This window comes from Micromonospora sp. U21 (assembly GCF_018070045.1).
Lineage (GTDB): Bacteria > Actinomycetota > Actinomycetes > Mycobacteriales > Micromonosporaceae > Micromonospora.
The window spans coordinates 206,750-220,661 of the sequence record NZ_JAGPYK010000002.1 but is presented as its reverse complement, the minus strand read 5'-3'; the positions used below and the strand labels follow the sequence as shown (position 1 = coordinate 220,661).

Annotated in this window: 14 protein-coding genes and 1 pseudogene; 3 read left to right on the top strand and 12 right to left on the bottom strand. The window is 76.1% G+C overall.

Translation table 11 applies throughout. The features are described 5' to 3' along the window. Positions 1–11: 11 nt before the first annotated feature. The 4 genes from KBX63_RS03735 to paaK are packed head-to-tail and all read right to left on the bottom strand — an operon-like array spanning position 12 to position 3,472. A complete protein-coding gene (locus tag KBX63_RS03735) occupies positions 12–578 on the bottom strand; it encodes a dienelactone hydrolase family protein (protein ID WP_210908164.1) in 567 nt (188 codons plus the stop codon). A gap of 55 nt (positions 579–633) precedes the next feature. Continuing rightward, the gene (locus KBX63_RS03730) at positions 634–1,740 is read right to left on the bottom strand and encodes a nucleotide disphospho-sugar-binding domain-containing protein (protein WP_210908162.1); all 1,107 of its coding nucleotides are present in this window, start codon (positions 1,738–1,740) and stop codon (positions 634–636) included. Positions 1,741–1,749: 9 nt separating this feature from the next. Beyond that, a complete protein-coding gene (gene paaI, locus KBX63_RS03725) occupies positions 1,750–2,133 on the bottom strand; it encodes a hydroxyphenylacetyl-CoA thioesterase PaaI (protein WP_210908544.1) in 384 nt (127 codons plus the stop codon). A gap of 31 nt (positions 2,134–2,164) precedes the next feature. Continuing rightward, positions 2,165–3,472, bottom strand: coding sequence for a phenylacetate--CoA ligase PaaK (gene paaK, locus KBX63_RS03720; RefSeq protein ID WP_210908154.1), 1,308 nt, complete (start codon positions 3,470–3,472; stop codon positions 2,165–2,167). Positions 3,473–3,830: 358 nt separating this feature from the next. Between paaK and KBX63_RS03715 the strand changes: the two genes are divergently transcribed. The 3 genes from KBX63_RS03715 to crcB all read left to right on the top strand — a co-directional run bounded on the left by KBX63_RS03715 (position 3,831) and on the right by crcB (position 5,652). After that, on the top strand, positions 3,831–4,589 hold the full coding sequence (locus tag KBX63_RS03715) for a trans-aconitate 2-methyltransferase (RefSeq protein WP_210908137.1): 759 nt from the start codon (positions 3,831–3,833) through the stop codon (positions 4,587–4,589). A gap of 209 nt (positions 4,590–4,798) precedes the next feature. Continuing rightward, complete coding sequence (locus KBX63_RS03710; protein ID WP_210908135.1) at positions 4,799–5,293, top strand: CrcB family protein; 495 nt, start codon at positions 4,799–4,801, stop codon at positions 5,291–5,293. Further along, positions 5,290–5,652, top strand: coding sequence for a fluoride efflux transporter CrcB (gene crcB, locus KBX63_RS03705; RefSeq protein WP_210908127.1), 363 nt, complete (start codon positions 5,290–5,292; stop codon positions 5,650–5,652). The genes KBX63_RS03710 and crcB overlap by 4 nt, the downstream gene beginning before the upstream one ends. 39 nt (positions 5,653–5,691) lie before the next feature. On the opposite strand, the gene cobA is transcribed toward crcB, so the two are convergent. The 8 genes and pseudogenes from cobA to cobI form a co-directional block, all read right to left on the bottom strand. Continuing rightward, a complete protein-coding gene (gene cobA, locus KBX63_RS03700; protein ID WP_210908113.1) occupies positions 5,692–7,320 on the bottom strand; it encodes a uroporphyrinogen-III C-methyltransferase in 1,629 nt (542 codons plus the stop codon). Then, positions 7,317–7,916 (bottom strand): precorrin-8X methylmutase, encoded by a 600-nt coding sequence (locus tag KBX63_RS03695; protein ID WP_247661622.1) that lies wholly within the window; start codon positions 7,914–7,916, stop codon positions 7,317–7,319. The genes cobA and KBX63_RS03695 overlap by 4 nt, the downstream gene beginning before the upstream one ends. Next, positions 7,913–8,110, bottom strand: coding sequence for a DUF362 domain-containing protein (locus tag KBX63_RS03690; RefSeq protein WP_210908105.1), 198 nt, complete (start codon positions 8,108–8,110; stop codon positions 7,913–7,915). Before KBX63_RS03690 ends, KBX63_RS03695 begins: the two co-directional genes overlap by 4 nt. After that, on the bottom strand, positions 8,098–9,840 hold the full coding sequence (gene cobJ, locus KBX63_RS03685) for a precorrin-3B C(17)-methyltransferase (RefSeq protein WP_210908103.1): 1,743 nt from the start codon (positions 9,838–9,840) through the stop codon (positions 8,098–8,100). Before cobJ ends, KBX63_RS03690 begins: the two co-directional genes overlap by 13 nt. Continuing rightward, the gene (gene cbiE / locus KBX63_RS03680; protein WP_210908101.1) at positions 9,837–11,129 is read right to left on the bottom strand and encodes a precorrin-6y C5,15-methyltransferase (decarboxylating) subunit CbiE; all 1,293 of its coding nucleotides are present in this window, start codon (positions 11,127–11,129) and stop codon (positions 9,837–9,839) included. Before cbiE ends, cobJ begins: the two co-directional genes overlap by 4 nt. After that, the gene (locus tag KBX63_RS03675) at positions 11,117–12,268 is read right to left on the bottom strand and encodes a cobalt-precorrin-5B (C(1))-methyltransferase (RefSeq protein WP_210908099.1); all 1,152 of its coding nucleotides are present in this window, start codon (positions 12,266–12,268) and stop codon (positions 11,117–11,119) included. Before KBX63_RS03675 ends, cbiE begins: the two co-directional genes overlap by 13 nt. Further along, positions 12,265–13,138, bottom strand: a pseudogene (gene cobM / locus KBX63_RS03670) (precorrin-4 C(11)-methyltransferase). The gene KBX63_RS03675 and the pseudogene cobM overlap by 4 nt, the downstream one beginning before the upstream one ends. Next, entirely contained in the window at positions 13,135–13,899 is a 765-nt protein-coding gene (gene cobI, locus KBX63_RS03665; RefSeq protein ID WP_210908539.1) for a precorrin-2 C(20)-methyltransferase, read from the bottom strand. The pseudogene cobM and the gene cobI overlap by 4 nt, the downstream one beginning before the upstream one ends. Positions 13,900–13,912 lie beyond the last annotated feature (13 nt).

Sequence of the window (13,912 nt, the reverse complement as noted above, 5' to 3'; positions counted from 1 at the left end):
GCCGTTCGACCTCAGCGAGTGGCGAGGAAGGCCAGCACCCGCCGCCAGGTCGCCGCGGCGGCGTCCGGGGCGTACTCGGCGAGGTCCGGATCGGTGAACAGGTGCCCCGCGTCCGGGTAGCGGAACACCGTCAGGTCCGCGCCGGCCACGGTCATCGCCCGCTGCCACTCGTCGACCTCGTCCGGCGCGTCGTACGGATCGGGGTCGGCGAGGTGCAGCTGTACCGGCAGCCCGGCGCGGACTGCTTCCGGCGCTCCACCGGTGCCGTGCAGCAGGAGCAGACCGGCGGCGTCAGGGCGCTCGGCCAGGAGCGCCCCGGCCACGCCGGCGCCCATCGAGAAGCCGGCGAGCACGGTCTCCGCCGGCAGCTCCCGCAGCGCCGCCCGGGCCCGGTCGAGCACCACCTCCTGGCCGATCTTGTCAAGCAGTGCGAAACCGTCCGCGACGGTATCGGTGGCCTGGACGCCGTAGAGGTCGGGCGTGACGACCCGGTGCCCGACGGCACGCAGCCGGTCCGCGGCGGCGCGCACGGCGGGCCGCAGCCCGTACACGGAGTGGAACAGCACGACGTGTCGCATCCGGTCATCCTGCCCCAGCTGGGCGGCCGTGCGGTGTGGGCACGCGGGGCGGCCGTCAGACCAGCGCGGCCAGCCGGGCCACCAGCTCGGACGGTGGCGGCATCGCGGCGATCTCCCGGCCGACCTGCCCGGCCGCGGTCCGCAGGCCGTCGTCCGTGAGCAGCCGGGTCAGCGTCCGCGGGGTGATGTCGCGGGGCCGTAGTGCCAGGCCGGCGCCTCGACGGGCCACCAGCTCGGCATTGTGCCGCCGGTCCCCCGGACCGACGGTGGCCAGCTGCGGCAGGCCGGCGGCGAGGGCGCCGAGTGCGCTGCCCGCCCCGCCGTGGTGGACCAGCGCCGCGCTCGCCGGCAGCGCCTCGTCGAGCGGGATCCAGTCGACCACCCGGACGTTGCCGGGCAGCGCACGGCGCGAGCGAGGGTCCGGCCGGACCAGCACGATTTCGGCGTCCACCTGGGCGGCGGCCGCGACGACAGCGGGCATCGGCCCCCGGTCGCCGGGGCCGGTGAGGGTGCTGCGGGTGACCAGGATCCGGGGCCGGTCACCCGGCTCGCGCAGCCAGGCCGGCAGTTCGCCTCCGCCAGCGTAGGAGGTGTACCGCATCGGCCAGCCGTCCTGCGTGGTCACGCTGGGCGGGGCCACGGCGAGGGCCGCGGCGGGCGGCGGCAACTCGGCCAGGCCGTGCCGGCGCAACGCGGCGCCGAGCCGGGCGGTGGTGGCGCGGACCAGGTCCCGACCGTCGAAGAGGGCGTTCTCCTGCCGGACCGCCGGCACGCCCAGCCGGGCGGCGGCCACCGCGCCGGCCACCGCGAACGGCTCGTGCAGCACCAGGTCCGGATGCCACCGGGTGGCCAGCGCGACGACCGGGTCGGTGAGCTGGTCGTTGAGTGCCCCGAAGAGCAGGCCGGCGCCCCGGGTGCCGGCCGTGCCGGCCAGCTCGGCGCGGGCGATGAGCGGATGGCGCGGCAGCACGCGCAGCGCGATCCGGCCGAAGTCGAAGCCGGGCGCGACGTCGTGCACCGGCAGGCCGGCGTCGGCGGCGGCCAGGCCACCGCCACCGGTCGCCAGCAGGACGTCGTGGCCGGCGTCGCGTAGCGCGACGGCGAGCGGCACCAGCGGGAAGACGTGGCCGACGAGCGGCGCGGAGACCACCAGGACACGCATGGGCGGATCCTATGTCGACGGTGGCGACGCCGTCGTCCGGCTGCGGCCCCGGAACTCCGCGACCACCTCGCCGTCGTCCCGGATGACCGTGACGTCGTAGATGCCGCTGCGGCCGTAGCGGGTGCGCTCGGTGGCGCGGGCGGTGAGCAGGTCACCGGCGCGGGCCGGCCGGACGAAGGTGATGTCACCGCCAGCCGCGACGGTGACCGGGCCCCGGCTGTTGCAGGCCAGCGCGAAGGCGGTGTCGGCGAGCAGGAAGACGAAGCCGCCGTGGGCGATCGCGTGGCCGTTGAGCATCCGCCCGGTCACCCGCATCCGGGCCACCGCCGCGCCGTCGCCCGCCTCGACCAGCTCGATGCCGAGACCGCGCGAGGCCGCGTCGGCGGCGAACATGTCGTACGCCGGGTTGCGATGGTCCGTCACGTCAACCGGCCCGCCGCTGGTCGACGATGCGCCGCATCTTGCCCACCGAACGCTCCACCCCGTCCGGGGCGAGCACCTCGACCGCCACGCTCACCCCGATGGTGTTCTTCACCAGCTCCACCAGGGTCGTGCCGGCGCGCTCGGCGGCGTCCACGGCGACCCCGGCCCGCCGTTCCACCCGCACCGTCAGGGTGTCCAGCCGGCCCTGCCGGTCGAGTACGCACTGGAAGTGCGGCGACAGCTGCGGGGTCCGCAGGATCAGCTCCTCGATCTGGGTCGGGAAGATGTTCACCCCGCGCACGATCATCATGTCGTCCGTCCGGCCGGTGATCTTCTCGATCCGGCGCATCGGGCGGGCGGTGCCGGGCAGCAGCCGGGTCAGGTCCCGGGTCCGGTACCGGACGACCGGCATCGCCTCCCTCGTCAGCGAGGTGAGCACCAGCTCGCCCTGCTCGCCGTCGGGCAGCACCGCGCCGGTGAGCGGGTCGATGATCTCCGGATAGAAGTGGTCCTCCCAGAGGTGCAGGCCGTCCTTGGTCTCGACGCACTCGGTGGCCACACCCGGGCCCATCACCTCGGAGAGCCCGTAGATGTCGACCGCATGGATGTCCAGCCGGTGCTCCATCTCCCGGCGCATGTCCTCGGTCCACGGCTCCGCACCGAAGATGCCCACCCGCAGTGAGGTCGCCCGGGGATCGAGGCCCTGGCGCTGCATCTCGTCCACGATGGCCAGCATGTAGCTGGGCGTGACCATGATGACCTCGGGTTCGAAGTCGCGGATCAGCATGACCTGGCGTTCGGTCATGCCGCCGGAGACCGGGATCACGGTGCAGCCCAGTTCCTCGGCGCCGTAGTGCGCGCCGAGCCCGCCGGTGAACAGCCCGTAACCGTAAGCCACGTGCACCCGGTCGCCCGGACGGCCGCCGGACGCGCGGATCGACCGGGCCATCAGCCGGGCCCAGGTGCGCAGGTCGTCGCGGGTGTAGCCGACCACGGTCGGCCGGCCGGTGGTGCCCGAGGAGGCGTGCAGCCGGGCGACCCGCTCGCGGGGCACGGCGAACATGCCGAACGGGTAGTTCTCCCGCAGCTCCGCCTTGCCGGTGAACGGAAACCGGGCCAGGTCGTCGAGGTCGCGGCAGTCGTCGGGATGCACCCCGGCCGCGTCGAACGCCCGACGGTAGTGCGGCACGTTGTCGTACGCGTGCCGCAACGACCAGCGCAGCCGCTCGCGTTGCAGGTCGCGTAGCTCGTCGACGCCGGCTCGCTCGATCGGCTCCAATTCCTCCGGGCGAGGGGTGCGGTCCTGCATCGGGGGGTGCCTCCTGTCCACGGGCGCGGCCGGGTCCACACCGGCCGACCCGGGTAAGGTACGCCCGCCCCGGTCAGGGGTTCTCGGGCGTCCACCAGGGCGTGCCTGGTCAGCCGGTCGTCGGCAACCGGTGCGGCGCGGCCACCAGCGCGGCCAGCTCCGGGATGGCCTCCGCCTCGGCCAGCGCGTCCGCCAGCACCTGGTCGTGCGTCGGTCGGGCCCGCGTGAGCAGCTCGGAGTCGGCGGAGCGAACATCGCGGCGTTCACCCTGGGCAACGCGCTGCCGTCCTCTCGCAATTGCAAGTCATATGCAACAAGGTCTGGACAGGTGTCGCGCTGCGTAACTAGCCTGATCGCCATGACTCCTTACATCACGGATCCGTCGGCGTGGCAGGAGAGCTGGGACCGCCAGCAGGAGGCGTACCTACCGGACCGGGAGCACCGGTTCACCGCCATGCTCGACGCGGTGGACGCGGTCCGCGACGGCCGGCCGCCACGGGTGCTCGACCTGGCCGGCGGCACCGGCACCATCTCCCTGCGGGCGTTGGCGCGGTTCCCCACCGCCGAGGTGACCCTGGTGGACCTCGACCCGGCGCTGCTGGCCATCGCCCACGCCTCCCTGACGGACCGGGCCACCATCGTCACCGCCGACCTCGGCGCCCCCGAATGGCTCTCCGCGCTGCCCCACCGCGAGTACGACGCCGTGCTCACCGCCACCGCGCTGCACTGGCTTCCGGCCGAGCGGCTCGGCCGGCTCTACGGCGAGATCCGCGACCTGCTGCGGCCGGGCGGAATCTTCGTCAACGCCGACCACATGCCCGACGACACCCTGCCGGAGCTGACCAAGCGGCTGCTCGACCGGGCGCGGGACCGGCGGGCCGCCCGGTACGCCACCGGGTCCGTGCTGTCCTGGTCGGACTGGTGGGAACGGGCCGGCGCCGACCCGGTGCTCGCCCCGCTGGTCACCCAGCGGCACACCATCTACCCGACCGGGCACAGCCCCGAGTGGAACCCGCCGGTCTCCTGGCACCTGGCCACGCTGACCGCGGCCGGCTTCAGCGAGGCCGGCACGGTGTGGCGCGGCGGCCCGGACGCCGCGGTCGCGGCGGTGCGCTGACCGGCCAACCCCGGCGCCCCGCCTGATCGGGCCGGGCGTCCGCGAACCGCCGGTCGGCCCGGCGCTCGACAGGGTGGGCGATATGCTGACGCCGGAGCCGGACGGTTCCCGGCGGTGGGGCCCGCCGTCCCGGCGAACGCACCGGGAGAACCGCGACACCGCTCGCCAACGGTCCCTGCCAGTGGCACCCGTACTGGTGGGGAGGCATCGTGTCCGGACCACTCGACCCCCGTACCGATCCCGACGTCGATCTGCGCGTCCCCGCCGACCGTCACGAGCTGCCCGCCCACCCCGCCGCGGTGCTCACCGCGATCGCGGCCGGCGGTGTGCTCGGCGCGCTGGCCCGGGCCGGCCTGCAACACGCCGTCCCGCCCCAGCCCACCGGTTTCCCGTGGGCGACCTTCGGCGTCAACCTGACCGGCTGCCTGCTGATCGGCGTCCTCATGGCGGTGCTCGGGCACCTCGGCGGTGGGCGTCCGTTGGCCCGCCCGTTCCTCGGCGTCGGGGTGCTCGGCGGATTCACCACCTTCTCCACCTACGCCGTGGACGTGCAGCAGGCGGTGGTCGCGGGCGCTCCGGCCACCGCGCTGGCGTACCTGGCCGCGACGGTGCTCGGCGCGCTGGTCGCGGTGTGGCTCGGTGACGCCGCCGCCGCGCGGCTGCTCGATCGGAACGGCCGCGACGACGGGCGGGCCGCCCGGTGACCGTGCTGCTCATCGCGCTCGGGGCGGCCGTCGGCGCGCCGCTGCGCTACCTCACCGACCGGGCCGTCCAGGCCCGGCACGACTCGGCGTTCCCGTGGGGGACGTTGACCGTCAACGTGCTCGGCTCGCTGCTGCTCGGCGTGCTCGTCGGGCTGCCGGCCGGGCCGGCGGTCAGCGCGCTGCTCGGCACCGGCTTCTGCGGCGCGCTGACCACCTACTCCACCTTCAGCTACGAGACGCTGCGACTGACCAGGACCGGCAACCGGCTCCTCGCGCTGGCCAACGTGCTGGCCAGTGTGACCGCCGGACTCGCCGCCGCGACCGCCGGCTACGCTCTCGCCCGGGCCCTGACCGGCTGACGCCATACCTGCTGGATCGAGCGCGATCATGGGCGAGGCTCATGCGGGAGGCGCGGCCAGGGCGACCACCGGGCCGAGGACGAAGACGGCCGGCGGTGCGATGCCCGCGCGGGCGGCCACCGCGCCGATCTCGTCGAGTCGGGCCGGCACCGACCGCTGGTCGGGGTGCCCGGCGTCCTGGATCGCGAGCACCGGAGTGTCCGGGGCGCGGCCGTGCTCCACCAGCGCGGCGGCGATCTTCGCGATGGTGTCCACCGCCATCAGCAGGACCAGGGTGCCCCGGGCCCGCGCCAGCGCCGCCCAGTCGACCAGCGAGTCGGGGTGGCCGGGCGGCAGGTGCCCGGAGACCACGGTGACGTCGTGCGCCACGCCCCGGTGGGTCACCGGGACCCCGGCCAGCGCCGGCGCGGCGATCGCGCTGCTCACCCCGGGCACCACGGTCACCGGTACGCCGGCGGCCCGGCAGGCCTGCACCTCCTCGTGGCCACGGCCGAAGACGTACGGGTCACCGCCCTTGAGCCGGACGACCCGCCGGCCGGCGCGCGCGTGCGACACCAGGGCCGCGTTGATCGCGTCCTGGGCCATCGAGGGGCCACGGGGCACCTTGGCGGCGTCGACCACCAGCACGTCAGGGCGCAGGCCGGCGAGCAGCCCCTGCGGTGCCAGGCGGTCCACCACCACCACCTCCGCCGCGTCGAGCAGCGCCTGGCCGCGTACCGTGATCAGGTCGTCGGGCCCCGGCCCGCCGCCGACCACCCCGACCGAGCCGTGCCCGTGGTGGTGGTCGTGCCCGTGGTGGTGATGATGGCCGCCGACCGGGTCGTCGGGATGGTCGTGCGGGCGTTGCGGGCGGCCCACCTTGTCGGCGAAGCCCGGCATCAGCACCCGGTACGCGCAGGTGTCGCAGTTCATCCGGATGTCCCCGCCCAGCGCCTCGGCGTACCGCTCCAGCACCAGGTCGGCCAGCGCGTCGCAGTCGCCGATCAGGTCGGCCACCCGCACGTCCAGCTCGGGATGGGCGGCGGTGAACTCCGCCGCCTGCGCGACGATCCGGTCCGGCAGCACCCCGGCGAACAGGAAGTACGGCGCGACCACGATCCGCCGCGCGCCGAGCCGACGCAGCCGGTCCAGCACCGCCGGCACCGACGGCTCGGCGAGGGAGATGAACCCCGGCTCGACGCCCGCGTAGCCACGCCCCTCCCACAGCAGCCGGGCGACCTTGGCCACCTCGGCGTTGGCGTCCGGGTCGGTGGAGCCGCGACCGATCAGCGCGACCCAGGTGCCGGCCCGGTCCGCGCCGGCCAACGCCGCGTCGACCCGCTGCTCGAGGGCGTCGTGCAGCAGCGGGTGCGGCCCGAGCGGGCGACCGTAGCGGTAGCTCAGCCCAGGGTGGCGCTGCTGCTCGCGCGCCATCGCGGCGGGGATGTCGCCCTTGCCGTGCCCGGCCCCGGTGAGCACCAGCGGCAGCGCCACCAGCGCCCGGTGCCCGCGCGCGACCAGCGCGCCGACCGCGTCGGTCAGTGGCGGGCGGGACAGCTCGATGAAGCCGCCCTCGACGTCGCCGACGGCGCCCGCGCCACGGCGGCGGACCCGCTCCACCAGCGCGGCGAACTGCTCGACCCCGGCCACGCTGCGCGTGCCGTGCCCGACGATCACCAACCCGTTCATGGCGTCTCCTCGACGTAGAGCAGGGCGTTGAGGGCGGCGGCGGCGACGGCCGACCCACCCTTCTCCCCCACGTTGGACACCCCGGGCAGGCCGCTGGCCCGCAGTGCCGCCTTCGACTCGGCCGCGCCCACGAAGCCGACCGGCAGGCCGACGATGAGCGCCGGCACGGCGTCCAGGGTGAGCAGTTCGACCAGTGCCGTCGGGGCGCAGCCGACCACCCAGACCGCGCCCGGGCCGACCCGGTCCAGCGCGATCCGCACGGCCGCCGCCGAGCGGGTGATCCCGACCGCCCGGCCCAGCTCCGCGGCGGCCGGCTCGGCGATCGGGCAGACCAGCTCCAGACCGGCCCGGGTGATCCCGGCGGCGACCATCGCCACGTCGGTTACCACCGGCACACCGGCCCGCAGCGCGGCCAGCCCCGATTCCAGGGCCGCCTCGTCGCAGACCAGCTCGTCGACGTACGCCAGGTCGGCGCTGGCGTGCACCACCCGCTCGGTCACCGCCCGGGTCAGCGGCGGCAGGTGGGACAGGTCGACCCGGTCGCGCAGGATCCGGTACGACTCGGCCTCGATCGGGTGCACCATCCCCGAACTCATCGGGCTCCTCCACGTTCATCGGGTTCGGCGACACCGATGGCGTCCACCGGGCAGATCTCCAGGCATTCCAGGCAGCCGGTGCAGCGGTCGGCGCGGACGGTCAGTCCCCCGGCGACCGGCCGGATCGCGTGGGTCGGGCAGGTGAGCAGGCAGGCGCCGCAGCCCTGGCAGGCGCCGATGGTCACGATCGCCACCGGTACCCCCGGGGTGTGACCATCCGGCCGGCGACCAGCCGGGTGTCGCTGCTGCCGACCACCACGACGCTGTACATGTCGACCACCGCCGGGTCGAGGGTGGCCAGGGTGGCCAGGTGCACCCGTTCGCCGGGGCGGCTGGCGTTGCGCACCACGCCGACCGGGGTGTCCGGCGGCCGGTGGCTGGCGAGGATGCCGAGCGCCCTGCCGAGCTGCCAGTCGCGGGCCCGGCTGCGCGGGTTGTAGAAGAGCGTCACGAAGTCGCCCTGCGCGGCGGCGATCACCCGCCGCTCGATGACCTCCCACGGGGTGTGCAGGTCGGACAGGCTCAGGTAGGCGTGATCGTGGCCGAGCGGGGCGCCGAGCAGCGCGCCGGCGGCGAGCGCGGCGGTCACCCCCGGCACGCCGACCACGTCGATCCGCTCGTCGGCGTACTCCAGGGCGGGGCTGGCCATCGCGTACACCCCGGCGTCGCCGGAGCCGATCAGCGCGACCGCCCGGCCGGCGGTGGCCTCGGCGACGGCGGCCCGGGCCCGTGCCTCCTCCGCGCCCAGCCCGCTGGAGAGCACGCGGGTGCCCGGTCTGAGCAGGTCGCGGACCTGGTCGAGGTACTGGTCGAGGCCGACCACGACGGCGGCGCGGCGCAGCTCGGCCACCGCGCGCGGGGTACGCAGGTCGGCTGCGCCCGGGCCGAGGCCGACGACGGCCAGCCGGCCGCGCGGCGCGTGCCGCGCCACCGCCACGGTGGCCATCGCCGACGCGGTCTTCGGCACCAGCAGCGCGGCGTCGCCCGCCCGGTCGGCCGGGCCGAGCAGCGCGGCGGCCTCGGCCACGCTCGGCGTGCCGACCGCGGCGCGGACCACCTCGCTGGGATGGGGCACGTCGACCGCCGCCAGCTGCGTCGCCGGCCAGGTCACCAGGGGTACGCCGAGCGCGTCGGCGGTGCACCGGATGCCCGCCTCGTCGGCCTTGACGTCGGCGCTGGCCAGACAGCGCAGGCTGGCCGGGCTGAGGCCGGCCTCGGCCAGCACCCGGTGCAGCAGCTCCGCCACCTCGGCGGCGGGTACGCCCCGACTGGCACCGACCCCGGCGACCAGCGACGGGGGTCGCAGCACCGCGGTCCGCCCGTCCAGCGGCACCACCCGGTCGGTGACCAGCAGCCGGTACCCGCCGTCCGCCACGTCACCGCCGTCGGTGCCGACGGCCTCCGGGTGGACGTTCGCCGGCAGCGCGGGCAGCGGCCAGTCGGCGTCGGCGATCAGCCGGACCGGTTCGCCGTCCAGGATGGCCCGGGACACCGCGGCGACCGCGCCCTGCACCGGCCAACCGAGGGTGTCCAGCCCGGGCAGCCCGACCGCGTCGGTGGCGGTGGTGACCACCGGCCGGGCGTCGAGCAGCGCTCCAACGTGCTCGGCGAGGTCATTGCCGCCGCCGACGTGCCCGCCGAGCAGCGCCACCGCGTGCCGGGCCGCCTCGTCGACGACCACCACGGCCGGGTCGGTGCGCTTGTCGCCGAGCAGCGGGGCGAGGATCCGCACGACCGCGCCGGTGGCCAGGAAGGCGACCACCGCGTCACACCGCGTCCAGGCGGTCCGCAGCGCGTCGGCGACGCTGTCCCCCTCGACCAGCCGGGCGTGTGGCCAGGCCGTCGCGACGGTGTGGGCGTGCCGCCGGCCGGCGGCGGTGGCCGCGACCAGGCCGATCCGGGTGGGCGTGCTCAGGTCGTTCACGGGCGCTCCCCGGTTAGGACGACCACCGGGTTGGTGGCCGCGAGGCGGATCGACCCGCCGGGCAGGTCGGCGAGGCGGGCGGCGGAGAGCTGGCTGCCCTCGACCGTGTAGCCGGCGGCGCGCAGCAGGCCGACGGCCGGCGCTACCCGGTCCAGGGCGGCGAGGGTGAGCACCACCCGGTCGGGCCGGCGGGCCGTCACGGCGGCGAGGACGTCGGCACCACCGCCGCCGACGAAGACCGCGTCCGGCTCGGGCAGGCCGGCCAGCGCCGCCGGGGCCCGCCCGACGACCAGTCGGACGTCGACGGCGTGCGCGGCGGCGTTGGCGCGGATCGTCTCGCCGGCCCCGGGCTCCTGCTCGACGGCGATAACGGCCGCGCCGAGCAGGGCGCACTCGATGCCGACCGAGCCGCTGCCGGCGCCGATGTCCCAGACCAGCCGGCCGAGCCGGGGGCGCAGCCGGGCGATGACGAGGGCACGCACCTCCGACTTGGTGATCATCGAGGCGCGGTGGGCGTACCGGCTCTCCGGCAGTGCCCAACCGCCGACCGGCGCGGCGGCGGGCTGGTTGTCGGACCGCATCCGACCGGCCGCCCGAGCGGCGTCGGGCCCGGCGTCCGCTGTGTCCGCTGTGTCCGCTGTGTCCGCTGTGGCGATGCTGAGCAGCACGTGCGGGTCGGACCAGGTTCCGGCGGCGGCCTGCTCGGGGGTCACCTCGCGGACCCGCTCGGCATCGGTGCCGAGGTGCTCGGCGACCACCAGGCGACGGGACCAGCCGGCCAGGCCGGCGCCCAGTTCGCCGGCACCGGCGCCCGGTGCGGTGAGCACCGCGACCAGCGGGAGCGCCCGGCAGGCGTTCAGCGCCGGTCGCGGGTCGCGACCGTGCGCGGTGACGACGGCGGCGCCGTCCCACGGCAGCCCGGCGCGGGCGAACGCGGCGGCCACACTGGACACCGCCGGCACCACGCGCAGCGGCAGCCCGGCCGCGCGGAGCCGCCGGAGGATGCCGAACAGACCGGGGTCACCGCTGGCCAGCACCACGGCCGGCACGCCGTCGGCGACGGCGGCGGCCAGCCGGTGCACGGCGGGAGCGAGCGGCCCGAGGGCGACGGTGGTCGCGCCGGGCGGTACGGGCACCGCAGCCAGGTGTCGGGCCGCCCCGACCACCAGCCCGGCGGCGGCCAGCGCGGGCGCGAGCGCCGGGTGCGGCGGGGCGCCGGCGGCGTCCAGGCCGACCACGGTCACCGGCGTCACCGAGGTCACCGGGGCCACCGGCGTCACCGGGGCCACCGGCCCGAGGAGGCCACCACCCGGGCGCCCGCGAAGTCGACCATCGCCACGTCCACGGTGACCGCCTGCTCGGCGAACCGCAGCAGCACCTGGCGGACGCGCTGGCAGAGCAGGTCGCCGGCCGGTGCGAGCAGCCCGGCGTCCTCCCACAGCTCGTACGCGTGCCGGCCGGTGTTCGCCTCGGTCACCGCGGCGACCAGCGCCTGATCACCGCCGGCCTCGGCGGTCACCGCGCCGAGCAGGGAGAGGTCCACCTTCGAGCGGGTGTAGTGGGTCATCAGGATGCCGGCGGCGAGTTTGGCCAGCTTCCCGGCCATGCCGACGAAGACCACCCCGGTCATCGCGTCGCCGACGGCGGCGGTGACCGCGGCGCCGGTGAAGTCGCCGACCTCGACGAAGCAGACCTCGGGCAGCTCGGGCAGCAGCGCGCGGGCGGCACGCTCGGTGCGCCCGCCGGTGCAGAGCACCACCGTCCGCTCGCCCTGGGCGGCCATCACGTGCACGGCCTGCACCACGCTGGCCCGCCAGGAGGCGGTGGAGAAGGGTCGGACGATCCCGGTGGTGCCGAGGATCGAGATGCCGCCGAGGATGCCGAGCCGCCGGTTGGTGGTCTTGCGTGCCATGACCTCGCCGCGCGGGACGCTGATCACCACCTGCACGCCGACCTCGGTGAGGTCGACCACCTCGGCCACCGCTTCGCTGATCATCCGACGGGGGGTGTCGTTGATCGCCGGGCCGCCGACCGCGAGCCCGAGGCCCGGTCTGGTGACCGTGCCGACGCCGGGGCCGCCGGCCAGCCGCAGCCCGGGAACGTCGGTCCAGTCCACGGTGGCGGTCAACTCGGCGCCGTGGGTGACGTCCGGGTCGTCGCCGGCGTCCTTGACCACCACCGCCTCGGCCCGGGCCGGCGGCGTGCCGGTCAGCTCGCAGCGGGCCACCGGGAAGCGCACCCGCCGCCCGGCGGGCAGCCCGATCTCCACCTCCGGCTGGGCCGCGCCGGTGACGAGCGCGGTGACCGCGGCCTTGGCCGCCGCCGTCGCGCAGGCGCCGGTGGTCCAGCCGGTGCGCAGCGCGGTGGGCCGGACCTTCGCGGTACGCGGCAGGTCCGGCTCGCGCAGCGGCGGCTCGGCGTACGTCACGGGGTGGGCCTGTGCTCGGGTGTCGCCGGCTCGCCGCCACCCTCGACCGCTGCGCTGGCCCTGGCGCCCGCCTGGCGGCGGAGTTCGGCGCGGGCGGCCGGCTCGGCCCGGCGGAAGGTGTGGAAGTGCCCGGGGTGGTACAGGTGCGAACGGGTGCCCTCGGCGGCCAGCGCCGGCCCGACCAGGAAAAGGGTGTGCTTCCACAGCCGGTGCTGCTTGACCGTCGCCTCCAGGGTCCCGACCGTGCAGCGCACCACCAGCTCGTCCGGCCAGGTCGCCTGGTACGCCACCACGGCCGGGGTGTCCGCCGGGTAGCCGCCGGCCAGCAGCTCGGCCTGCACCTGCCCGGAGCGGGCCGCGGAGAGGAACAGCGCCATGGTGGTGCCGTGCCGGGCGAAGTCGCGCACCCGTTCCCCGGGAGGCATCGGGGTCTTGCCGCCCTCCAGCCGGGTGAGGATCACCGACTGAGCCACCTCGGGGACGGTCAGCTCCCGCCCGACGATCGCCGCGACGGCGGTGAACGAGGAGACCCCGGGCACGATCTCGACGGCCAGGCCGAGCGACCGGCACACGTCCAGCTGCTCCTGCACCGCACCCCACAGCGCCGGGTCGCCGGAGTGGATCCGCGCCACGGTCAAACCCCTGCTCGGCGGCCCGCGTGTAGAGCGGGAGCACCCCTTCGATGGGTAGCTGCGAGGAGTCCACGATCTCCGCGCCGGGCCGGGCGTGTGCGAGCACGTCGGCGTGCACCAGGCTGGCCGCCCAGATCACGATGTCCGCCTCGGCGATGACCCGGGCGGCCCGCAGGGTGAGCAGGTCCGCCGCCCCGGGGCCGGCGCCGACGAACCACACCGTGCCGTCGCCGGTCACAGTTTTCCTCCTCGACGGTCGCGGCGGGCCGGGACCAGCAGCGTCGACAGGTACGGCAGGTCGTGCTCGGCGTCGTCGACCGGGCCGATGCGTTCCCCGGGAAGCCCCAGGCTCCGCCCGAGCACGGCGTCGGTGAGCCTGCCGTGTCGGCGCAGCTCGGCGAGCAGCTCCGGGTGCCGCCGCCAGCCCTTGTACGCGACCACGGTGCCCGGCCCGGCCAGCGCGTCGGCGAACAGCGCCAGCCCGGCGGTGGCCGGCAGCAGGGTCAGCGGCTCGCGTCCCTCGCAGAGCGGGGTGCCGCTGCGCGCGGCCAGCTCCTGCATGGCGGTGACGCCCGGCACGGTCGCCACGCGCACCGCCGGGCGCAGCGCACGGACGCCCTGCGCCAGGTAGCCGAAGGTGGAGTACACGTTCGGGTCACCGATGGTGGCGAAGGCCAGCGACCGGGCGCCCGCGTCGATCGCCTCGACGACGACCCGCGCGGCGGCGTCCCAGGCCGCGGCCCGCCGGGCGGTCACCCCGCCCCGATCGTCCAGGGCGAAGGGCAGCCGGCGCAACCGGTCGGCCGCGACGTGGGCCCGCACGATCCGCTCGGCGCGCCCCGCGTCCGCGCCCGGCGCAACGGCGGTCGCGGTCGGCTCGGCCCGGTCGGCCATCACGGGTACGAGGACCAGGTCCGCCTCGCGCAGCACCCGCACCGCCTTGACGGTGAGCAGTTCCGGGTCGCCGGGCCCGACGCCCACCCCGGTCAGTGTGGCCACCGCCCGGACGCCG

Excerpts from the sequence above, each read along its gene's own strand:
- KBX63_RS03735 (WP_210908164.1), bottom strand. The coding sequence starts at position 578 with ATGCGACACGTCGTGCTGTTCCACTCCGTGTACGGGCTGCGGCCCGCC.
- KBX63_RS03730 (WP_210908162.1), bottom strand. The coding sequence starts at position 1,740 with ATGCGTGTCCTGGTGGTCTCCGCGCCGCTCGTCGGCCACGTCTTCCCG.
- paaI (WP_210908544.1), bottom strand. The coding sequence starts at position 2,133 with ATGTTCGCCGCCGACGCGGCCTCGCGCGGTCTCGGCATCGAGCTGGTC.
- paaK (WP_210908154.1), bottom strand. The coding sequence starts at position 3,472 with ATGCAGGACCGCACCCCTCGCCCGGAGGAATTGGAGCCGATCGAGCGA.
- KBX63_RS03715 (WP_210908137.1), top strand. The coding sequence starts at position 3,831 with ATGACTCCTTACATCACGGATCCGTCGGCGTGGCAGGAGAGCTGGGAC.
- cobA (WP_210908113.1), bottom strand. The coding sequence starts at position 7,320 with ATGAACGGGTTGGTGATCGTCGGGCACGGCACGCGCAGCGTGGCCGGG.
- KBX63_RS03695 (WP_247661622.1), bottom strand. The coding sequence starts at position 7,916 with ATGAGTTCGGGGATGGTGCACCCGATCGAGGCCGAGTCGTACCGGATC.